The organism is Microbacterium sp. Beta (genome assembly GCF_005502545.1).
GTDB classification, from domain to species: domain Bacteria; phylum Actinomycetota; class Actinomycetes; order Actinomycetales; family Microbacteriaceae; genus Microbacterium; species Microbacterium oxydans.
The window spans coordinates 140,672-159,416 of record NZ_SCOG01000001.1 but is presented as its reverse complement, the minus strand read 5'-3'; the positions used below and the strand labels follow the sequence as shown (position 1 = coordinate 159,416).

14 protein-coding genes are annotated in these 18,745 nt (G+C 67.6%); 12 read left to right on the top strand and 2 right to left on the bottom strand.

What is annotated here, in order from left to right; all coding sequences use genetic code 11:
• Positions 1-8: 8 nt before the first annotated feature.
• From otsB to FFS56_RS00780, 6 genes are all read left to right on the top strand, one after another.
• Positions 9-806: a trehalose-phosphatase gene (otsB, locus tag FFS56_RS00805; protein ID WP_046748397.1), complete on the top strand. Its 798-nt coding sequence runs from the start codon at positions 9-11 to the stop codon at positions 804-806.
• 9 nt (positions 807-815) lie between these two features.
• The gene (gene ilvD, locus FFS56_RS00800; protein ID WP_046748398.1) at positions 816-2,534 is read left to right on the top strand and encodes a dihydroxy-acid dehydratase; all 1,719 of its coding nucleotides are present in this window, start codon (positions 816-818) and stop codon (positions 2,532-2,534) included.
• A 71-nt stretch (positions 2,535-2,605) separates the two neighbouring features.
• Complete coding sequence (locus tag FFS56_RS00795) at positions 2,606-4,408, top strand: acetolactate synthase large subunit (RefSeq protein WP_058630554.1); 1,803 nt, start codon at positions 2,606-2,608, stop codon at positions 4,406-4,408.
• A 3-nt stretch (positions 4,409-4,411) separates the two neighbouring features.
• Complete coding sequence (gene ilvN / locus FFS56_RS00790) at positions 4,412-4,921, top strand: acetolactate synthase small subunit (RefSeq protein ID WP_127012260.1); 510 nt, start codon at positions 4,412-4,414, stop codon at positions 4,919-4,921.
• Positions 4,809-5,996, top strand: coding sequence for a ketol-acid reductoisomerase (gene ilvC / locus FFS56_RS00785; protein WP_338068252.1), 1,188 nt, complete (start codon positions 4,809-4,811; stop codon positions 5,994-5,996). Before ilvN ends, ilvC begins: the two co-directional genes overlap by 113 nt.
• Before the next feature lie 103 nt (positions 5,997-6,099).
• Entirely contained in the window at positions 6,100-7,365 is a 1,266-nt protein-coding gene (locus FFS56_RS00780) for an alpha-L-fucosidase (protein ID WP_137771844.1), read from the top strand.
• A 19-nt stretch (positions 7,366-7,384) separates the two neighbouring features.
• Here the strand turns inward: FFS56_RS00780 and FFS56_RS00775 are convergent, their stop codons facing one another.
• Positions 7,385-8,536, bottom strand: coding sequence for an ROK family transcriptional regulator (locus FFS56_RS00775; protein WP_046748402.1), 1,152 nt, complete (start codon positions 8,534-8,536; stop codon positions 7,385-7,387).
• Between the two features lie 201 nt (positions 8,537-8,737).
• Between FFS56_RS00775 and FFS56_RS00770 the strand changes: the two genes are divergently transcribed.
• From FFS56_RS00770 to FFS56_RS00745, 6 genes are all read left to right on the top strand, one after another.
• Positions 8,738-9,997, top strand: a complete 1,260-nt coding sequence (locus FFS56_RS00770) for a sugar ABC transporter substrate-binding protein (RefSeq protein WP_218867345.1) — start codon at positions 8,738-8,740, stop codon at positions 9,995-9,997.
• A 51-nt stretch (positions 9,998-10,048) separates the two neighbouring features.
• Positions 10,049-10,954, top strand: a complete 906-nt coding sequence (locus FFS56_RS00765; RefSeq protein WP_045265140.1) for a sugar ABC transporter permease — start codon at positions 10,049-10,051, stop codon at positions 10,952-10,954.
• Positions 10,944-11,858, top strand: coding sequence for a carbohydrate ABC transporter permease (locus FFS56_RS00760; RefSeq protein WP_046748404.1), 915 nt, complete (start codon positions 10,944-10,946; stop codon positions 11,856-11,858). Before FFS56_RS00765 ends, FFS56_RS00760 begins: the two co-directional genes overlap by 11 nt.
• A gap of 2 nt (positions 11,859-11,860) precedes the next feature.
• On the top strand, positions 11,861-12,835 hold the full coding sequence (locus FFS56_RS00755) for an ROK family protein (RefSeq protein WP_127012258.1): 975 nt from the start codon (positions 11,861-11,863) through the stop codon (positions 12,833-12,835).
• A gap of 78 nt (positions 12,836-12,913) precedes the next feature.
• Entirely contained in the window at positions 12,914-14,458 is a 1,545-nt protein-coding gene (locus tag FFS56_RS00750) for a M81 family metallopeptidase (protein WP_338068265.1), read from the top strand.
• Positions 14,455-15,795, top strand: coding sequence for an alpha-L-fucosidase (locus FFS56_RS00745; protein WP_127012256.1), 1,341 nt, complete (start codon positions 14,455-14,457; stop codon positions 15,793-15,795). The genes FFS56_RS00750 and FFS56_RS00745 overlap by 4 nt, the downstream gene beginning before the upstream one ends.
• A 72-nt stretch (positions 15,796-15,867) precedes the next feature.
• Here the strand turns inward: FFS56_RS00745 and FFS56_RS00740 are convergent, their stop codons facing one another.
• Positions 15,868-18,723: an FAD-binding and (Fe-S)-binding domain-containing protein gene (locus FFS56_RS00740; protein WP_249352921.1), complete on the bottom strand. Its 2,856-nt coding sequence runs from the start codon at positions 18,721-18,723 to the stop codon at positions 15,868-15,870.
• Positions 18,724-18,745: the final 22 nt, after the last annotated feature.

Genomic DNA, 18,745 nt, shown 5'->3' with positions numbered 1-18,745 from the left:
GAGAATCCGTGACGCGCCCTTGGACCCCTGGAACAGCCGATGACGACCTGAGCGCTCTGGCCGGCACTGCACGGCTTGTGGTCGCGCTCGACTTCGACGGCACGGCATCGCCGCTGGTCCCGGATCCGATGGCAGCCAGAGCCCTTCCCGAAGTCGCCGTCCAGGTCGACCGCCTCGCCGCTCTTCCGGACACCGTCGTCGCCTACGTCTCCGGACGCAGCATGCACGACCTCCGTGTCATCACGGAGCACACCGACGACTCCGCGATCGCCTTGGCCGGATCGCACGGCGCCCAGTACTGGTTCCCGGGGGAGGGCGACGCTGATGCTCCCGGCGAACCGACGGACGATGGTGCTCGTGAGGAGCTGTGGGCGGCGGCGAAGCCGATCATCGACCGATATGAAGGCGCCGAGTTCGAGCCCAAGACCTTCGGCATGGGCGTGCACACCCGTCGTGCCGACCGCGAGACCGAGGAGCGCGTCTTCGCCGAGATCGATGCCCTCGTCGCGGAGCGGTTCCCGCACTGGAGACGGCGTTCGGGCCACAGGGTGCTCGAGTTCTCGTCGCGAACGGAGGGCAAGGACGCGGCGATGGCCGCTCTCCGCGAGAGGTTCGACGCCACCGGGATCCTCTTCGCCGGCGACGATGTGACGGACGAGGATGCGATGCGTGTGCTGCAGCCCGGTGATCTCGGCGTCCGGGTCGGACCGGGGGAGAGCGCCGCGACCCTTCGTGTGGACTCTCCACAACAGATCGCCGAGCTTCTGGAGGCGTTGGCGGACGAACGTGCCTCTCGGCGGCAATAGACTTCCGTCATGTCCTCGCATGATCCCTCCAGCAGCGCGCCCATCGACATCAAGCCCCGCAGCCGCGTCGTCACCGACGGCATCGAGGCCACGACCTCCCGCGGTATGCTCCGTGCCGTCGGCATGGGCGACGCCGACTGGGACAAGCCGCAGATCGGCATCGCGTCCAGCTGGAACGAGATCACTCCCTGCAACCTGAGCCTCGACCGTCTTGCTCAGGGGGCGAAGGAGGGCGTGCACTCCGGCGGCGGGTACCCGCTGCAGTTCGGAACCATCTCCGTCTCGGACGGCATCTCGATGGGCCACGAGGGGATGCACTTCTCACTCGTCTCCCGCGAGGTCATCGCCGACTCGGTCGAGACCGTGATGATGGCCGAGCGCCTGGACGGCTCCGTCCTGCTCGCCGGCTGCGACAAGTCGATCCCCGGCATGCTCATGGCCAGCGCCCGCCTCGACCTGTCGAGCGTCTTCCTCTACGCCGGGTCGATCGCGCCGGGCTGGGTCAAGCTCTCCGACGGCACCGAGAAGGACGTCACGATCATCGACTCGTTCGAGGCGGTCGGCGCCTGCCGTGCCGGCCTGATGAGCGAGGAAGACCTCAAGCGCATCGAGTGCGCCATCGCTCCCGGTGAGGGAGCGTGCGGCGGCATGTACACCGCCAACACCATGGCCTCCGTCGCCGAGGCACTCGGGCTCAGCCTGCCGGGCTCCGCCGCGCCGCCCGCTGCCGACCGCCGTCGCGACTACTTCGCGCATCGGTCGGGCGAGGCCGTCGTCAACCTGCTCCGTCAGGGCATCACGACGCGCGACATCCTCACCAAGGAGGCGTTCGAGAACGCGATCGCCCTCGCGATGGCCCTCGGCGGCTCGACCAACGTCGTCCTCCACCTCCTCGCCATCGCGCGAGAGGCCGAGGTCGAGCTGAGTCTTCACGACTTCAATCGCATCGGCGACAAGGTCCCGCACGTGGCCGACATGAAGCCGTTCGGCAAGTACGTCATGAACGACGTCGACCGCCACGGCGGCATCCCCGTGATCATGAAGGCCATGCTCGACGAGGGCCTCCTGCACGGCGACGCGCTCACGGTCACCGGCAAGACGCTCGCCGAGAACCTCGCGGACCTCGACCCGCAGCCGATCGACGGCGAGGTCATCCACACGTTCGACAACCCGATCCACGCCACGGGCGGGCTCACGATCCTGCACGGCTCGCTCGCCCCGGAGGGTGCCGTCGTCAAGACGGCGGGTTTCGACGCGGCGGTGTTCGAGGGACCGGCCCGCGTGTTCGAGCGCGAGCGCGCGGCCATGGATGCCGTGGCCGAGGGCGAGATCGAACCCGGCACGGTGATCGTGATCCGCTACGAGGGACCCAAGGGTGGACCGGGCATGCGGGAGATGCTCGCGATCACCGCGGCCATCAAGGGCGCTGGACTCGGAAAAGATGTACTACTCTTGACGGACGGACGATTCTCAGGCGGCACAACCGGCCTGTGCATCGGCCACATAGCACCCGAAGCGGTGGACGCAGGTCCTATCGCCTTCGTGCGCGATGGTGATCTGATACGGGTCGATATCGCAGCTCGCTCTCTCGATCTACTCGTCGACGAGGCAGAGCTCGCCTCCCGCCGCTCTGGCTGGGAGCCGCTTCCCCCGCGCTACACCCGAGGCGTTCTTGCCAAGTACTCGCGCCTCGTGCGGTCCGCCGCCGAGGGAGCGACCACCGGCTGATCCATCGACAGGCTCAGGAACCCAGCCGATCGGACATCCGGCGTCCTCCACAGATCATCAGAAGGAAAGTCATGACTGCTGATTCCGCCCCGGCCGTGCCGAGGCCGCCCGCCCGTCAACCTGCCGCACCGGAGATCACGGGCGCTGAGGCCGTGGTCCGCTCGCTCGAGCTGCTCGGTGTCACCGACGTGTTCGGGCTTCCTGGCGGGGCTATCCTCCCCGTCTACGACCCGCTGATGGACGCTTCCGAGCTCCGTCACATCCTGGTTCGTCACGAGCAGGGAGCCGGGCACGCGGCCGAGGGGTACGCGTCCGCATCCGGCAAGGTGGGCGTGTGCATCGCGACCTCCGGTCCCGGCGCGACCAACCTCGTGACCGCGATCGCCGACGCCTACATGGATTCGGTGCCGATGCTCGCGATCACCGGTCAGGTGTTCTCGACCCTCATGGGGACGGATGCGTTCCAGGAGGCCGACATCGTGGGCATCACGATGCCGATCACCAAGCACTCATTCCTCGTGAAGGACGCGGCGGACATCCCGGGCGCGATCGCTGCGGCGTACGAGATCGCCGGCACCGGGCGCCCCGGTCCGGTGCTGGTCGACATCACCAAGGACGCGCAGCAGGCGACCGCGCCCTTCGTGTGGCCGCCCAAGATCGACCTGCCCGGCTACCGTCCTGTGACCAAGGCGCACGGGAAGCAGATCCAGGCCGCGGCGGCCCTTCTCGCCGAAGCCAAGAAGCCGGTGCTGTACGTGGGTGGCGGCGTGATCCGCGGCAAGGCGTCCGCAGAACTCCTCGAACTCGCCGAGTCCACCGGCGCCCCGGTCGTCACGACGCTGATGGCCCGTGGTGCTTTCCCGGACTCGCACCCGCAGCACCTCGGCATGCCCGGCATGCACGGCACGGTTCCCGCTGTGCTCGCTCTGCAGGAGGCCGATCTCCTCGTCTCGCTCGGTGCGCGGTTCGACGACCGTGTCACGGGTAAGGCGGCGCTGTTCGCACCCAACGCGAAGGTCGTCCACGTCGACATCGACCCGGCGGAGATCTCCAAGATCCGCACGGCCGACGTGCCGATCGTCGGCGATGTGCGCGACGTGCTCACCGACCTCGACGCGGCGTTCCGTGGCGCGACGGCCGACACGAAGCCCGACATCGAGGAGTGGTGGTCTTACCTCGACGGTCTGCGTACCGAGTTCCCGCTGGGATTCGCGCCCACGACCGACGGTCTGCTCGCTCCTCAGCACGTGATCCAGCGCATCGGCGAGCTCACCGGGCCGGAGGGCATCTTCGCCTCCGGAGTCGGCCAGCACCAGATGTGGGCTGCGCAGTTCATCAAATACGAGCGTCCGAACGCCTGGCTGAACTCCGGCGGTGCCGGAACGATGGGCTACTCGGTGCCGGCGGCCATGGGCGCCAAGGTCGCCGAGCCCGATCGTCCGGTCTGGGCGATCGACGGCGACGGCTGCTTCCAGATGACCAATCAGGAGCTCGCGACCTGCACGATCAACAACATCCCGATCAAGGTCGCGATCATCAACAATTCCTCGCTGGGCATGGTGCGCCAGTGGCAGACGCTGTTCTACGACGGACGTCACTCGAACACCGATCTCAACACCGGTCACGGAACGATCCGCATCCCCGACTTCGTGAAGCTCGCCGAAGCCTACGGCTGCCTCGCGATCCGCGTGGAGAAGGAGGAAGAGGTCGACGCCGCCATCAAGCTCGCACTCGAGACGAACGATCGGCCTGTGGTGATCGACTTCGTGGTGAGTGCCGATTCCATGGTGTGGCCGATGGTGCCGCAGGGAGTCAGCAACAGCTACGTCCAGTACGCCCGCGAGCACGCGCCCGCATTCGACGAGGAGGACTGATCCATGTCGACCCATGTGCTGAGCCTGCTGGTGGAGAACACCCCCGGCCTTCTGACCCGTGTGGCCGGCCTCTTCGCCCGCCGCGGCTTCAACATCGATTCCCTCGCCGTCGGCGTGACGGAGGTGCCTGGCATCTCCCGGATCACCGTCGTCGTCGATGTCGATGAGCTCCCGCTCGAGCAGGTCACCAAGCAGCTCAACAAGCTGATCAACGTGATCAAGATCGTCGAGCTCGACTTCGCCACGTCGGTGCAGCGCGAGCACATGCTCGTGAAGGTCCGCACCGACAACGCCACCCGCTCGAACGTGATCGAGGTCGTCAACCTCTTCCGCGCTTCCGTGGTCGACTACGCCTCCGACGCGCTCGTGATCGAGGTCACCGGCGACAAGGGCAAGGTCGATGCCATGCTCCGCGCGCTCGAGTCCTTCGGCATCAAGGAGATCGCGCAGTCCGGTCTTCTCGCCATCGGACGCGGTGGCAAGAGCATCACGGAACGCGTGCTGCGCGGTTGATGCGCCCCCTCTACCTACACGAACCACAATCAAGGAGAAACACAAAGTGAGCACCGAGATCTTCTACGACGCCGATGCAGACCTGTCCCTGATCCAGGGCAAGAAGGTTGCCATCGTCGGTTACGGCTCGCAGGGCCACGCCCATGCGCAGAACCTTCGCGACTCGGGTGTCGAGGTCGCGATCGCCCTCAAGGAGGGCTCGAAGTCGGCGGCCAAGGCCGAGGAGGCAGGCTTCCCGGTCAAGACCGTCGCCGAGGCCACCGAGTGGGCCGACGTCATCATGATCCTCGCGCCGGACCAGCACCAGCGCACGATCTACAGCGAGTCCATCGCGCCGAACCTCACGGCCGGCAAGACGCTCGCGTTCGCCCACGGCTTCAACATCCGCTTCGGCTACATCGACGCTCCCGAGGGCGTCGACGTGATCCTGGTCGCCCCGAAGGCTCCGGGCCACACCGTGCGTCGTGAGTTCGTCGCGGGCCGCGGCATCCCCGACATCATCGCCGTCGAGCGCGACGCATCGGGCAAGGCCTGGGACCTGGCGCTCTCCTACGCGAAGGCCATCGGCGGCACCAGGGCCGGCGTCATCAAGACGACGTTCACCGAAGAGACCGAGACCGACCTGTTCGGCGAGCAGGCCGTGCTCTGCGGTGGTGTGAGCCACCTGGTGCAGGCCGGTTTCGAGACCCTCACCGAAGCGGGCTACCAGCCGCAGATCGCCTACTTCGAGGTGCTGCACGAGCTCAAGCTCATCGTCGACCTGATGTGGGAGGGCGGCATCGCCAAGCAGCGTTGGTCGATCTCCGACACCGCCGAGTTCGGCGACTACGTCTCGGGCCCGCGCGTCATCGACGAGCGCGTCAAGGAGAGCATGAAGGGCGTGCTGGCCGACATCCAGTCCGGCGCCTTCGCCAAGCGCTTCATCGACGACCAGGACAACGGGGCCGAGGAGTTCCTGGCGCTGCGTGCCAAGGAGGAGCAGCACCCCATCGAGGTCACCGGCAAGGAGCTGCGCTCGCTCTTCGCATGGAAGCAGCAGGACGAGGACTACATCGACGGCAGCGCCGCGCGCTGATTCGATCTTCGAACGAACGGGCGTCCCTTCGGGGACGCCCGTTCTGCGTCGAGCAGGTCCATCCACTCTCTAAACATCGGATGTTTGTGCCAGGATGGGAGGTATGCGACAGGGATGGTTTGACCGGGCTCGGTTCGGCATGTTCGTCCACTTCGGCCTCTACAGCACCGCCGCACGGCACGAGTGGGTGCAGAACTACGAGCGGCTCACGGAAGAGGACTACCGTCAGTACTTCGAGCACTTCGATCCGGATCTCTTCGATGCCGCAGCACTCGCGCGCACGGCGAAGGCGACGGGCATGGGGTATGTCGTGCTCACCACGAAGCACCACGACGGTTTCTGCCTCTGGGATTCGAAGCTGACCGACTTCACCTCGGTCGCGAACACCGGACGTGACCTGGTGCGCGAGTACGTCGACGCGCTGCGGGCGGAAGGCCTGAAAGTCGGCCTGTACCACTCGGTCATCGACTGGCATCACCCCGACTTCACGATCGACTGGAACCACCCGCGTCGCGACGATGAGAACGCTCATGAGCTGAACGCCGGCCGCGACATGGCCGCATACCGCGCCTACCTCCACGGTCAGGTGCGCGAGCTCCTCACGGAGTACGGCGACATCGACTACCTCTTCTTCGATTTCACCTACCCGGAGGAGAAGGACGGGTGGGCAGGCAAGGGCCCCGGGGACTGGGATGCGGAGGCACTGCTCGCTCTGTGTCGGGAGCTGCAGCCGAACATGCTGGTCAACGATCGTCTGGGTATCCCCGCGGACTTCGTCACGCCAGAGCAGTATCAGCCCACCGCGCCGATCGTGCGAGACGGCGTTCCCCTCACGTGGGAGGCGTGCCAGACGCTGAACGGATCGTGGGGTTACCACCGCGACAACATGGACCAGAAGTCGTCGACGTTGCTCGTGCAGATGCTCGTCGACTCTGTCTCGATGGACGGCAACATGCTGCTGAACATCGGCCCGGACGGGCGTGGGGCGATCGCTCCGCGGGATGCGAGCACGTTGGCGGAGATCGGGGAGTGGATGCGCCTGCACCGGAACGCGGTGGTCGGCGCGGGGTACGCGGCCTTCACCCCACCGCGTGAGGGCGTCTACACGCGCAGGGGAAACCGGCTCTACCTGAGCCTCTTCAGCTGGCCCATGGGTTTCGTCCACCTCCCGGAGCTCGCGGGCAAGGTGTCGTACGTCCGGCTTCTCAACGACGGATCCTGGCTCCAGACGAGCGTGTCCGACCCCGATCGCGAGGCGGATCTCATGACACCCGCAGGCGAGGCCGAGGGGACTCTGACCGTCCACCTCCCGGTGCGTCGACCCGATGTGCTGGTCCCCGTGATCGAGCTGACCCTGATCGAGGACTGATCCGCACCGTGGCGGTGGCTCAGGCGGCCGCCACGGGGATGTCCATGCCCTCGAGCGCGAGTCGGGCCGCGCCGTGCAGGATGGCGTCGGCGCCCGTCGCCGCGGACTCGATGCGCAGTCGTTGGGTGGCGAGCGGGTGGCAGGCCTCGTAGACGCGGCTGCGGACGGCCGCGATGAACGGTTCGGATGCGCTCATGCTGCCGGTGAGGAACACGGCGTGCGGATTGAAGAAGTTCACGACCCCGGAGAGTGCCTGGCCCAGGTGGGTGCCGGCGGTTCGGACCAGAGTCGTGGCGAGGGGATCGGCGTCGCGCGCCAGGCTCAGCACGTCGGTCGTCGTGCGCACGGCGTCGTTCCCGCGCTCGCGCATCTGTCGCACCAGACTCGCCCCGCTCGCCACGGTTTCCAGGCATCCGGTGTTTCCGCAGGAGCAGGGGATGTCGCCGCTGCCGTCGATGCGCGTGTGGGTGATGTCGCCCGCGGCCGACGTGGCGCCGCGGTGCACGTGCCCGTCCACGATGATGCCGCTGCCGATGGCGGTTCCCGCCTTCACCGTGATGCTGTGACCGGTGTGGCCGAAACGCTCACGGTGCTCGCCGAGCGCGGCGAGGTTCGCGTCGTTGTCGACGGCGACAGGGACCCCGTAGCGCGCGGAGAGGTGCTCGCCGACGCGGAACCCCGGCCATCCGGGCATCCGCGAGGGTTGGTCGACGGATCCCGTGGAGATGTCGACCGGACCGGGGAGGCTGATCCCGATCGCATGGATCCTCCCCGAGGACAGGAGACGGTCGAACACGACCGCCAGGCGATCCAGGGTGGCCTGCGGTCCCTCGGTGACATCGACGGCGATGGATTCACTGTCCAGGAGGGCACCACTGAGGGAGTGCCTGCCGATGCGGGCGTGTCCGCCGCCGAGGTCAGCGGACAGGACGAAGCCGTCCGCCGCGATCTGAAGGACACGTGGGCGCCGCCCTCCGCGTGACGTGCCGTCTCCGGCTTCTCTGAGCATGCCGGCATCCAGCAGGGACTGCACGCGGAGACCGACCGTCGATGCGGCCACGCCGAGCGAGGCGGCGAGCTCGGAGCGCGATCGCGCCTCACCGCGGGCGACGAGGTCGAGGATGCGTCGCGTGTGCGGATCGTCGACGGCGGTGTCAGCGGAGTTCGTCATGAGAGCACTTTCCTGTCGGAGCATCGTCAGCGTAGCGGGGGTTCGTCGTGTTTCCCGGGAGTTACGAATTATCAAGCTCCGATAAACATCGGATGTTCGGCTTGCGGCCACTTGCGAAGTATGAAACGGTAACTTCATACGAAATCTTACTAGGTTACTTCGACCCGCGAATTAACCGGTTCCCTTTCCAGGAGGCATTCAATGAAGAAGTTGCGTGTAGGGGCTGTGGTCGCCGTCGCCGGCGTCGCGGTCGCGATGACCGGCTGCGCGAGCGGCAGCGGCACGGGTGGTTCGGCAGACGGCGACACCATCGTGGTGGACATGTGGGCCGGGAGCGAGTCGGACGTGGACGCCCTCGAGGCGCAGGTCGCGTTCGCGCAGGAGCAGAACCCCGACATCAAGATCAAGCTGCAGACGTCGCCGTGGAGCGACTTCTTCACGAAGCTGACCACCAACATGGCCAGCGGCAACATGGCGTGCGTCACGGGCATGAGCGGCGCGCAGCTGGGAGGCTACACCGGCGGCTTCCGCGAGCTGAGCGATGCCGACCTGAAGACGGCGGGAATCGACTGGGCCGACTTCAATCCGAGCGCCGACGGGATCCTTAGCTTCGAGGGCAAGACGTACGGCGTGCCGTTCGACGTCGCCACCATGCTCGTCTACTACAACCAGGACATGCTGACCGCCGCCGGCGCCGCAACCCCTGAGATCGGGTGGACGTTCGACGACTTCGACAAGATCGCCGCCGACGCCACCAAGGACGGCAAGTACGGCTTCGGCATGGGTATGGGCGGCTACCAGTGGATGTCGATGCCGATCGCCTACTCCGCCACGCAGCCGGCCTCCGAGGACGGCACGTTGCACATCGATGAGAAGGCCTTCGTCGACGCGTCGACCTGGTACGCCGAGCTCGTGACCGAGAAGAAGGTCGCCGCACCCGTGGCCTCCGCTTCCGACACGGGGTGGGGAGAGAACCAGTACACCGGCGCCAACGCGGCCATGGCCGTCGACGGCACCTGGAACGCGGTGAGCTACCTCGACAACGAGTCGGGCTTCGCCGCCGGCATGGTCCCGCTGCCCGCCGGAGTCGACGGCAACCCCGGTCCGATCCTCGGCTCGGGCTACGGCATCTCGGCCAACTGCAAGAATCCCGAGGCCGCGCTCAAGGTCATGGGCTCGCTGCTCGGCGAGGACGCGCAGGACTACATCGCGTCGTCCGGCCGCTCCTACCCGGCACGCACGTCGTCGCAGCCGCTGTACTTCGAGTCGATCGACGAGAAGTACCGCGACCAGGTGAAGTCCGTCTTCGAGGCTGCGTTCGGTGACACCGTCCCCCTCTACATGACGAAGAACTGGCAGAAGCTCGACAGCTACATCCAGCCCAACCTCGTCAGCGTCTACAACGGCCAGATGACGATGGAAGAGCTGCTGTCGAACGCGCAGGCGCAGTTCGGCGAGTGATCGGGCCTCGGCCACCACAGCAGCAATGCAGTAATAGAGGAAGAAACTGAGATGACGATCACGACGAGACGTCGACGATCGCTCGCCAAGGTGGAGGCCGGTCAGGCGCTGGGATTCGCAAGCCCAGCCCTGATCGGGCTCGCCCTGTTCACGATCGTGCCCGTCGGGCTGTCGATCGTGATGAGCGTCTTCGACTGGCCGACCTTCGGCGAGCGGACCTTCAACGGCGTGGACAACTACGTCAAGCTGTTCACCAGCAGCCCCGACTTCTGGCCGGCGCTGCGCAACTCGGCGGTGTACACCCTGCTGTACGTGCCGTTGAGCGTCGCTCTCTCGCTCGTGCTCGCTCTCGGTCTGAACTCCCGGATCCGCGGTCGCGGCGCACTGAGGGTGCTGTTCTTCATCCCCGTCGTCACGCCGATGGTCGCCAACGTGCTGGTCTGGAAGATGATGCTCCAGCCGCAGGGACTCTTCAACGGCCTCTCGCAGACCTGGTTCGGCATCGAGCTGCCCAACTTCCTCGCCGATCCGTCGTGGGCCATGATCATGGTCGTCGTCATGAGCGTCTGGCAGGGACTCGGCTACAACATGCTGATCTTCTCGGCCGCCCTCGAGCAGCTCCCCGAGAGCGTGCTGGAGGCGGCGAGCATCGACGGCGCACAGGGGATCCGGCGGGTGTGGAGCATCATCGTCCCGATGATCTCGCCATCGATCTTCTTCGCCACCATCATGACGATGATCACGTCGCTGCAGGTGTTCGTGCAGCCGCAGATGCTCACCGGCGGCGGTCCGGGCAATGCCACGAAGCCGCTCGTCATGTACATCTGGGAGCAGGGATTCACCTTCGGCGATCTCGGCCTCGCCGCTGCAGCCGCGTGGATCCTGTTCGCGATCATCATCGCGATCACCGGGCTCCAGTTCGCCGCACAGAAGAAGTGGGTGCACTATGAGCACTGAGACCCTCGTCCGGCCCGCCGGACGCACCGGCCGCGCCGACCGCGAACGCGAGCGCGCACGCGGTGCGGCGACGACCCCCGGCGCCCGCGCCCGTCTGATCCTCGCGCACGTCGCGATCTACGTGGCTGCGCTGATCTTCATCTCGCCGTTGATCTACGCGTTCTTCTCGGCTCTCAAGCCGAACGCGGAGATGTTCTCGATGCCACCGACCCTGGTGGGCTCCGAACTGCGGTGGAGCAACTTCGTCGACGTGTTCGCCTACGGGCCGTTCCTGACGTACATCATGAACTCCTTCATCGTCGCGATCGGCGGAACGCTCGTCGTGCTGATCGTCTCGACCACAGCCGGATACGCCTTCGGGCGCCTGCGGTGGAAGGGCCGGGACGCGGTGTTCGTGCTGTTCCTGGCCACCCTGATGGTTCCCGCCGAGGTGCTCGTCATCCCCATGTTCCAGGTCATGCAGTGGTTCAACTGGGTCGACACATACCAGGCGCTCATCCTTCCCTTCGCGTTCGGCGCCTTCGGCACGTTCCTGATGCGGCAGTTCTTCCGCGGCATCCCCTACGAGCTGGAGGAGGCGGCCCGTGTCGACGGCGCAGGCCCCGTGCGATCGTTCCTGCAGATCATCCTTCCGCTGTCGAAGTCGGCGGTGGCGGTGCTCGCGGTGTTCACGTTCCTCTCGTTCTGGAACAGCTACCTGTGGCCGCTGATCGTGACGGTCGACTACAACGCGCACGGCACGCTTCCGGTCGGCCTCGCGAGCTTCGCCGGGCTCACCGGCACGCGGTGGGACCTGCAGATGGCAGCCGCGATCATCTCGATGGTGCCGACCACGATCCTCGTGATCGTGCTGCAGAAGCACCTCGTCAAGGGGATCGCGATGGCCGGGCTGGGTGGTCGCTGAACATGATCAGTCAGGAACAGGGGACCAGCACGCTCATCGGTGGCGCAGCCGGACCCGGTGCGGCTCTCGTCGGGATCGACATCGGCGGCACCAAGATCGCCGCCCTTCTGGTGGACGGTGACGGTGCCGTGCTCGGCCGGGGCAGCGTCGGCGCACCGGCCGCGCTCGGCGGTGCAGCGATGGCGGATGCGGCAGCGACCCTCGCCATGTCGCTGGCAGCGGAAGCGGGAGTATCGCTGGCCGCAGCCGGAGTAGGGGCGGCCGGAGTCATCGACCACGAGACGGGCACGATCCGTGCGGCGTCGGCGACCTTCGTCGGCTGGACGGGGTTCGCCCTCGGGCATGAACTGGAGTCACGCCTCGGCGTCCCCGTGCGGGTAGAGAACGACGTGAACGCCTTCCTGCTCGGTGAGGCCGCGGCGGAAGGGCGCACGGATCGGGACGTGCTCGGTGTCATGCTCGGCACGGGGGTGGGCGGCGCCGTCCTCATCGACGGCGAACTTCACCACGGACCGCACGGTGCCGCCGGTGAGATCGGACACACACCCGGGTACAGCGACCTCGTCTGCACCTGCGGCCAGATCGGGCATCTCGAGACGCTGGCCTCCGGCACTTCCATCGCGCTGCGCTACCAGGAGAGCACGGGCGCCTCGGTGCGCGACGCTCGCGAGGTCGCCGACCGTGCGCGCCGCGGCGACACGGAGGGGATTGCGGCGTTCGACGCTGCGGGTCGGGCGCTCGCCCTCGCCTGCGCGACCGCGGCCACGATCCTCGACCTGCCCTGCGCGATCGTCGGGGGCGGGGTCACGGCCGCATGGGACCTCCTCGAGCCGGCCATCGCGCGCACGCTCGCCACCGACTCGCCGGTGTCGGGTATCCCGCTGCGCATCATTCCGGCCGTCCTCGGTTCCGACGCGGTCGCTCTCGGCGCGATCGAGACGGCCCGCCGTGCGCTCGTGCCGGCAGGCGCACGCTGAGAGACGACCCCACGCACGACCCTCGCACCACAAGGAGCACCTCACGTGACCCCACGTCCTGAAGCCCACGAGATCTGGATGGGCCCGCTTCCCACCGTCGCCGACGGCGGTCTCGCCCTGCCACGCATCGGCATCGCCGGGATCTCCATCGAGTCGAGCACCTTCTCGCCTCACATCTCCGGTGACGAGGCGTTCACGGTTCGTACCGGCCCGACGTTGCGGGGGTATTACCCGTTCCTGGACGATGGACGCGAACTCGCCTCCGCCGCGGACTGGGTGCCGCTGACCCACGGACGCTCTCTTCCTGGCGGAGCCGTCGCGCCGGAGACCTATCGCCGGATGAAGGATGCGATCGTCGCCGGCATCCGGGAGCACGGTCCCTTCGACGGGTTCTTCTTCGACATCCACGGCGCCATGAGCGTGGTCGGCATGGACGACGCCGAGGGCGATCTCGCGCTCGCGGTGCGCGCCGCCCTCGGTCCCGACACGCTGGTCTCGACCTCGATGGATCTGCACGGCAACGTCTCGGAGGTGCTGCGTGACGCGGTAGACCTGCTGACGTGTTACCGCATGGCGCCGCACGAGGATTGGATGAACACCAAGGAGCGTGCGGTGTGGAACCTGCTCGCCCGGCTGAGGGGACCGCACGGCTCCGACCCACTGCGGCGGCGCCCCTTCTCCGCCTGGGTACCCGTGCCCGTGCTGCTGCCGGGGGAGAAGACCAGCACGCGGCTGGAGCCGGCGCGCAGCATCTACGCCCAGCTGCCCGAGATCGAAGCCCTCACCGGGGTGGTCGACGCCTCCGTCTGGATCGGCTACGCCTGGGCGGACGAGCCGCGGTGCCAGGCCTACGTGGTCGTCACCGGGGACGACGAGCAGGTGATCGCACGGGAAGCCGAGCGTGTCGCGCGGATGTTCTGGGACGCGCGCGAGGACTTCGTCTTCGTGGCCGAGACCGGCTCGCTCGACGACGCCCTCGACAAGGCCCTCGCTCCGGGAGCACCGCGGCCGTACCTGATCTCGGACTCGGGGGACAACCCGACGGCCGGTGGCGCCGGCGACGTGACCTGGACGCTCGGGCACCTGCTGGGACGCGCCGAGCTCACCGACTCCAGCCGCACCACACTGGTGGCCTCGATCTTCGACCGCGAAGCCGTCGCACGGGCTGTCGCGGCCGGCGTCGGAGCCACGGTGTCGCTCGATGCCGGAGCCCGGGTGGATTCGGGTCCACACGGACCTGTCACGATCACCGGGACCGTGTTCTCCATCAGCGACGGCGACCCGGATGCGGGTACGCAAGTCGTCATCGCCGTGGGCGGTCTGCACGCGATCATCACCGAGCGCCGCAAGCCTTTCCACCACCTCTCTGACTTCCGGATGCTGGGCCTCGAGCCCACCACCGCGGACATCGTCGTCGTGAAGATCGGCTATCTCGAACCCGAGCTCTACGAACTCGCCGCGGGGTGGACTCTCGCGCTGACCCCTGGTGGCGTCGACCAGGACCTGCTGCGGCTGGGCCACCACCGTCTGCAGCCGGGTGTCTACCCGTTCGACGCCGACGGCGATCCGGACCTGACCGCCGCCGTCGTCCGCCGCGGAACCGCAGAGGAGCAGAACGCATGATGAACTTCGAGAAGCGGACAGGACCCGACTTCGGCGCTGACGCCCCGGTGTACCCGACTCAGGGTGTGCCCGACTGGTATCGGGACGCGAAGCTCGGGTTCTTCGTCCACTGGGGGCTGTACTCGGTGCCGGCGTGGGCGGTGCAGCACGGCGATGGCGTGAACATCCCGACCGAGGATGCGTACGCCTGGCATCAGTACGCCGAGTGGTACGGCAACACGGTGCGGATCGCGGGCAGCCCCACCTGGGAGCGCCACCAGCAGTTGTTCGGCCCCGGCACCTCGTACGAGGACCTGGCCGATCGGTGGGACGCCTCGGCGTTCGATGCGGATGCCTTCGTGGGCGAGTTGGTCGGTGCCGGGGCCAAGTACATCGTCCCCACGACCAAGCACCACGAGGGTTTCTGCCTCTGGGACACGGCGACCACCGGTTTCAACGCGGTCGCTCGTGGTCCGCGCCGCGACCTGATCTCCGAGTTCCACGACGCCACCCGTCGCGCGGGGGCGAAGTTCGGGGTGTACTACTCCGGTGCGCTCGACTGGCACGTGAGCGACTTCCCGCCGATCGAGTCCGACACCGAGCTGTTCCGCTTCCGTCGCAACGATGCGCACTTCGCCCGCTACTCGGCTGCCCAGCTCGAAGAGCTCGTGTCCCGCTTCTCGCCGGACGTCCTGTGGAACGACATCGAGTGGCCCGACGGTGGCAAGGGGCACGACGAGTATGCGGTCGCCGCCCTCCTGCAGCGGTACTTCGACGCGGTGCCCGACGGTGTCGTCAACGACCGTTGGGGTGTCCCGTACCACGGCTTCCTCACACGCGAATACACGGACATCCCCGAGATCATCCCGGATCCGTGGGAGTCGACGCGTGGACTCGGCTACTCCTTCGGCTTCAATCAGGCAGAGGACGAACGCCACTCGCTGTCCGGCGCGGCGCTGATCCGTCTGCTCGTCGACGTCGTGGCGAAGAACGGCAACCTGCTGATCAACGTCGGCCCCGCAGCGGACGGCTCCATCCCCGAGCTCCAGCGTCGTGCGATGCGCGAGCTGGGTGCATGGCTGCAGACGAACGGCGACACGGTCTACGGCACGCGCCCGTGGATCCGGATGGGGGAGCGCAGCGGTGCCCCGCGTCGCTACACCACCACCGGGTCGACCGTGCACGTGCATGCTCTCGACCCGAGCATCGGGACGCTCGATCTGCCGGACGAGCTCGTGCAGTCCGACCTGCGGTGGACCGACGGCAGTGCGGTCGAGAAGGCCGACGGTGATCATGCGGTCGTGGTGATCCCCGCGCGTCTGCGTGGAGAGGCCGTCGCGGTGCTGTCCGCAGGCTGAGACGGACGGTTCGCGACGAGACGAGGGCCCCTCCGACGGCGTCGGAAGGGCCCTCGGCGTCTTCGCACGGAGTCAGCCCCGCGTGAGCTCCTCGAGCACCTCGATCACGTGACGGTACGGCCGGCCGGTGGCGCGGGACATTCCGATCTCGCAGGTGCGGTTCGCCGAGACGAAGGCGTCGAAGCCGCCCTGAGCGCGCTCGGCCGCTGCGATCTCCGCGGACTCCTGTGCCGTCGCGCTGGCGGTGAGCTCCGGATGCAGCATGCCGCGGTCGCCCGCGAATGCGCAGCAGCCCCACCCCTCGGGAACGAACACGTCATCCGCGACGGCGGCGGCGATCGCGGTCAACGCTCCCGTCGCTCCGAGCGCCGTCGTGGAGCATGTCGGATGCACGGCGACGGTGGGCAGCTTCGCGGGCACGGTCAGCTTCGGCAGTACTTCGCGTGCCACGAAGGTGGTCGCATCCTCGATCCGCAGCCCGGCGTATCGAGGGCTCTTCGCGACGGCCTGTGCGAGCATGACGTCCAGGCCCTCGGTGCAGGAGGCCGCGTCGCACACCACGGGAAGCTCGCCCGCGCGACTGGCCTCCCACAGCGAATCGAGCACCCGGTCCGACATCAGGGCATAGCCGTGGAGATGCCCCTTCGACTTCCAGGGTGTCCCGCAGCAGAGGCCGCCGTTCTCCTCCGGGATCACGACGGGGATACCCGCGCGGTCCAGGAGCGCTCGCAGCGCATTCCGTGACCCCTCGCCGTCGCCCTCCGCGCCGAACATGGTGCCGATGCACGCGCCGAAGAAGACGGCCTGCGCATCGGTCGGCGCCTCCGGACGCGGTGGCTTCGAGCCGCCGTGGGGGAGTCCTCCGTCGTACAGCGGTACGGTGTCGGCCCCCAGCACCGCGCGGCCGAGGTGCGTGACCCCGCGCACCAGGGGGGCGGGGAGGGCGTCCGCGACGGTGAGCGCGACGCCGCCGGCGCGGGTGACCGTACCCCAGTGCTTGGCCGCCGTGCCCCACACGGCCCCCTCGATCGCGTTCGACTGCTCCGCGCGAAGTCGACGCACCAGGTCGCCCGTGTTGATGTCGACCGGGCAGGCCACACCGCACATGCCGTCGACCGCGCAGGTCTGCACGCCGTCGTAGTCGTAGTCCTTCTGCAGATCGCGCAGCAGCTCGGTGTGGCCTTGTTCCTCGGCCCACGCCATATCGCGACGGATCACGATGCGCTGTCGAGGCGTGAGCGTGATGCTCTTGCTGGGACAGGTCGGCTCGCAGTACCCGCACTCGACGCAGCGGTCGACTTCCTTCTCCACCGTCGGCACCCGTTTGAGGTCGTGCAGGTAGGAGTCGGGGTCGTCGGAGAGCACAACGCCCGGGTTCAGGATGCCGTGCGGGTCGAGGAGGTTCTTGATCTCCCACATCATGTCGGTGAGCTGGTCGCCGTACTGTCGGCGGACGAACGGCGCCATGATCCGACCGGTGCCGTGCTCCGCCTTCAGCGACCCCTGCTGCGAGAGCACGAGCTCGACGAGGTCGTCGGTGAAGCGCCGATAGCGCGCGACGCTTTCCGCATCGTCGAACCGCTCGTTGAGGAGGAAGTGGATGTTGCCGTCCTTGGCGTGTCCGAAGATGACCGAGCCCTCGTAGCCGTGCTCGGAGAAGAGCTCGATGAGGCGCTCGCAGGTGTGGAGGAGACGCGGCACCGGGACCACGATGTCCTCCAGCAGGGCGGTCGTTCCGGACGGTCGGGCGCCCGCGACCGCCGTGTAGAGCCCCTTGCGAACGTGCCACAGCGCGGCGCGTTCGGCCGCATCCGTGGTGAGGCGCGGGGCGACGGCGAGCGGGAGGGCTTCGAAGTGCGTCTGGGCGGCGTAGCTCGACGCGACGAGGGTGTCTGCGTCCTGAGCATGGACTTCGACCAGCAGAGCGGCGTGTCCCTGCACCTCGATCTCGGCGATGGCGTCCGGCACGTCGCTCAACCCCTGCGCGACTCGCAGCGAGGCGGCGTCCATCAGCTCGATCGTGGCGAGACCGAGTCGCGTGAGATCAGGCAGAGCCGTCATCGCGGCGGACAGCGTGTCGAAGACCAGGAGGCCGGTCGCGATCGAGGGGAGCACCTCGATCGTGCGGAAGCGGGCTTCCGCCACGAAGGCGAGCGTGCCCTCGGAGCCGATGACGAGATGCTCCAGGATGCGCACCGGATCATCGAAGTCGAGCAGTGCATTGAGCCCGTAGCCCATCGTGTTCTTCATCGAGAACTGCTGACGGAGGAAGGCGACGTGCTCGGGGGATGCCAGCAGACGCTCCCGCAGGGAGAGCAGGCCCTCGGCGATGGCGGGTTCCGCCGCGCGGAGCATCTCGTTCGCATCCGGGTGGCCGGTGTCGAGGATCGTGCCGCTGGGAAGCACGATCGTCATCGACTCGATCGTCCGGTACGAGTTCTCGGTGATACCGCACGCCATGCCGCTGGAGTTGTTGGCGACGACGCCGCCGATCGTGCACGCGATCTCACTCGCCGGATCGGGGCCGAGCTTGCGGCGGTACCTCGCGAGCCTGGTGTTCACCTGGCGCACCGTCGCACCCGGACCCACCCGGACCGCAGCGCCGTCGTCCTCGACACGGATGTCGCGGAAGCCGCTGCGCGTGTCCACCAGGATGTCTCCGCTGACGCTCTGACCGGACAGGCTGGTGCCTCCGGAGCGGAACGTCATCGTGCGACCGGCAGCTCTGACCGCTCCGAAGGCACGAGCGACACCCTCCGCGTCAGCGGGGGAGAGGACGGCATCGGGGATCAGCAGGTAGTGGGACGCGTCGTGCGCGCGGGCGAAACGGTCGATCGAGCGTGCGTGCACCTGCGTCGTCGGCCCCAGCAGGGCAGGATCCAGCGGCTCGGCGAGGGTGGTCTTCACGGTGCTCCTCTGCTCCGTCATGAGATTGTCAGACAAGTGTACC

Bases quoted from the DNA above. Each gene is read 5' to 3' on its own strand.
- FFS56_RS00770 (WP_218867345.1), top strand. From the start codon at position 8,738: ATGAAGAAGTTGCGTGTAGGGGCTGTGGTCGCCGTCGCCGGCGTCGCG.
- FFS56_RS00795 (WP_058630554.1), top strand. From the start codon at position 2,606: ATGACTGCTGATTCCGCCCCGGCCGTGCCGAGGCCGCCCGCCCGTCAA.
- ilvN (WP_127012260.1), top strand. From the start codon at position 4,412: ATGTCGACCCATGTGCTGAGCCTGCTGGTGGAGAACACCCCCGGCCTT.
- FFS56_RS00755 (WP_127012258.1), top strand. From the start codon at position 11,861: ATGATCAGTCAGGAACAGGGGACCAGCACGCTCATCGGTGGCGCAGCC.
- FFS56_RS00745 (WP_127012256.1), top strand. From the start codon at position 14,455: ATGATGAACTTCGAGAAGCGGACAGGACCCGACTTCGGCGCTGACGCC.
- FFS56_RS00740 (WP_249352921.1), bottom strand. From the start codon at position 18,723: ATGACGGAGCAGAGGAGCACCGTGAAGACCACCCTCGCCGAGCCGCTG.
- FFS56_RS00765 (WP_045265140.1), top strand. From the start codon at position 10,049: ATGACGATCACGACGAGACGTCGACGATCGCTCGCCAAGGTGGAGGCC.
- FFS56_RS00760 (WP_046748404.1), top strand. From the start codon at position 10,944: ATGAGCACTGAGACCCTCGTCCGGCCCGCCGGACGCACCGGCCGCGCC.
- FFS56_RS00750 (WP_338068265.1), top strand. From the start codon at position 12,914: ATGGGCCCGCTTCCCACCGTCGCCGACGGCGGTCTCGCCCTGCCACGC.
- FFS56_RS00780 (WP_137771844.1), top strand. From the start codon at position 6,100: ATGCGACAGGGATGGTTTGACCGGGCTCGGTTCGGCATGTTCGTCCAC.
- ilvC (WP_338068252.1), top strand. From the start codon at position 4,809: ATGCCATGCTCCGCGCGCTCGAGTCCTTCGGCATCAAGGAGATCGCGC.
- ilvD (WP_046748398.1), top strand. From the start codon at position 816: ATGTCCTCGCATGATCCCTCCAGCAGCGCGCCCATCGACATCAAGCCC.
- FFS56_RS00775 (WP_046748402.1), bottom strand. From the start codon at position 8,536: ATGACGAACTCCGCTGACACCGCCGTCGACGATCCGCACACGCGACGC.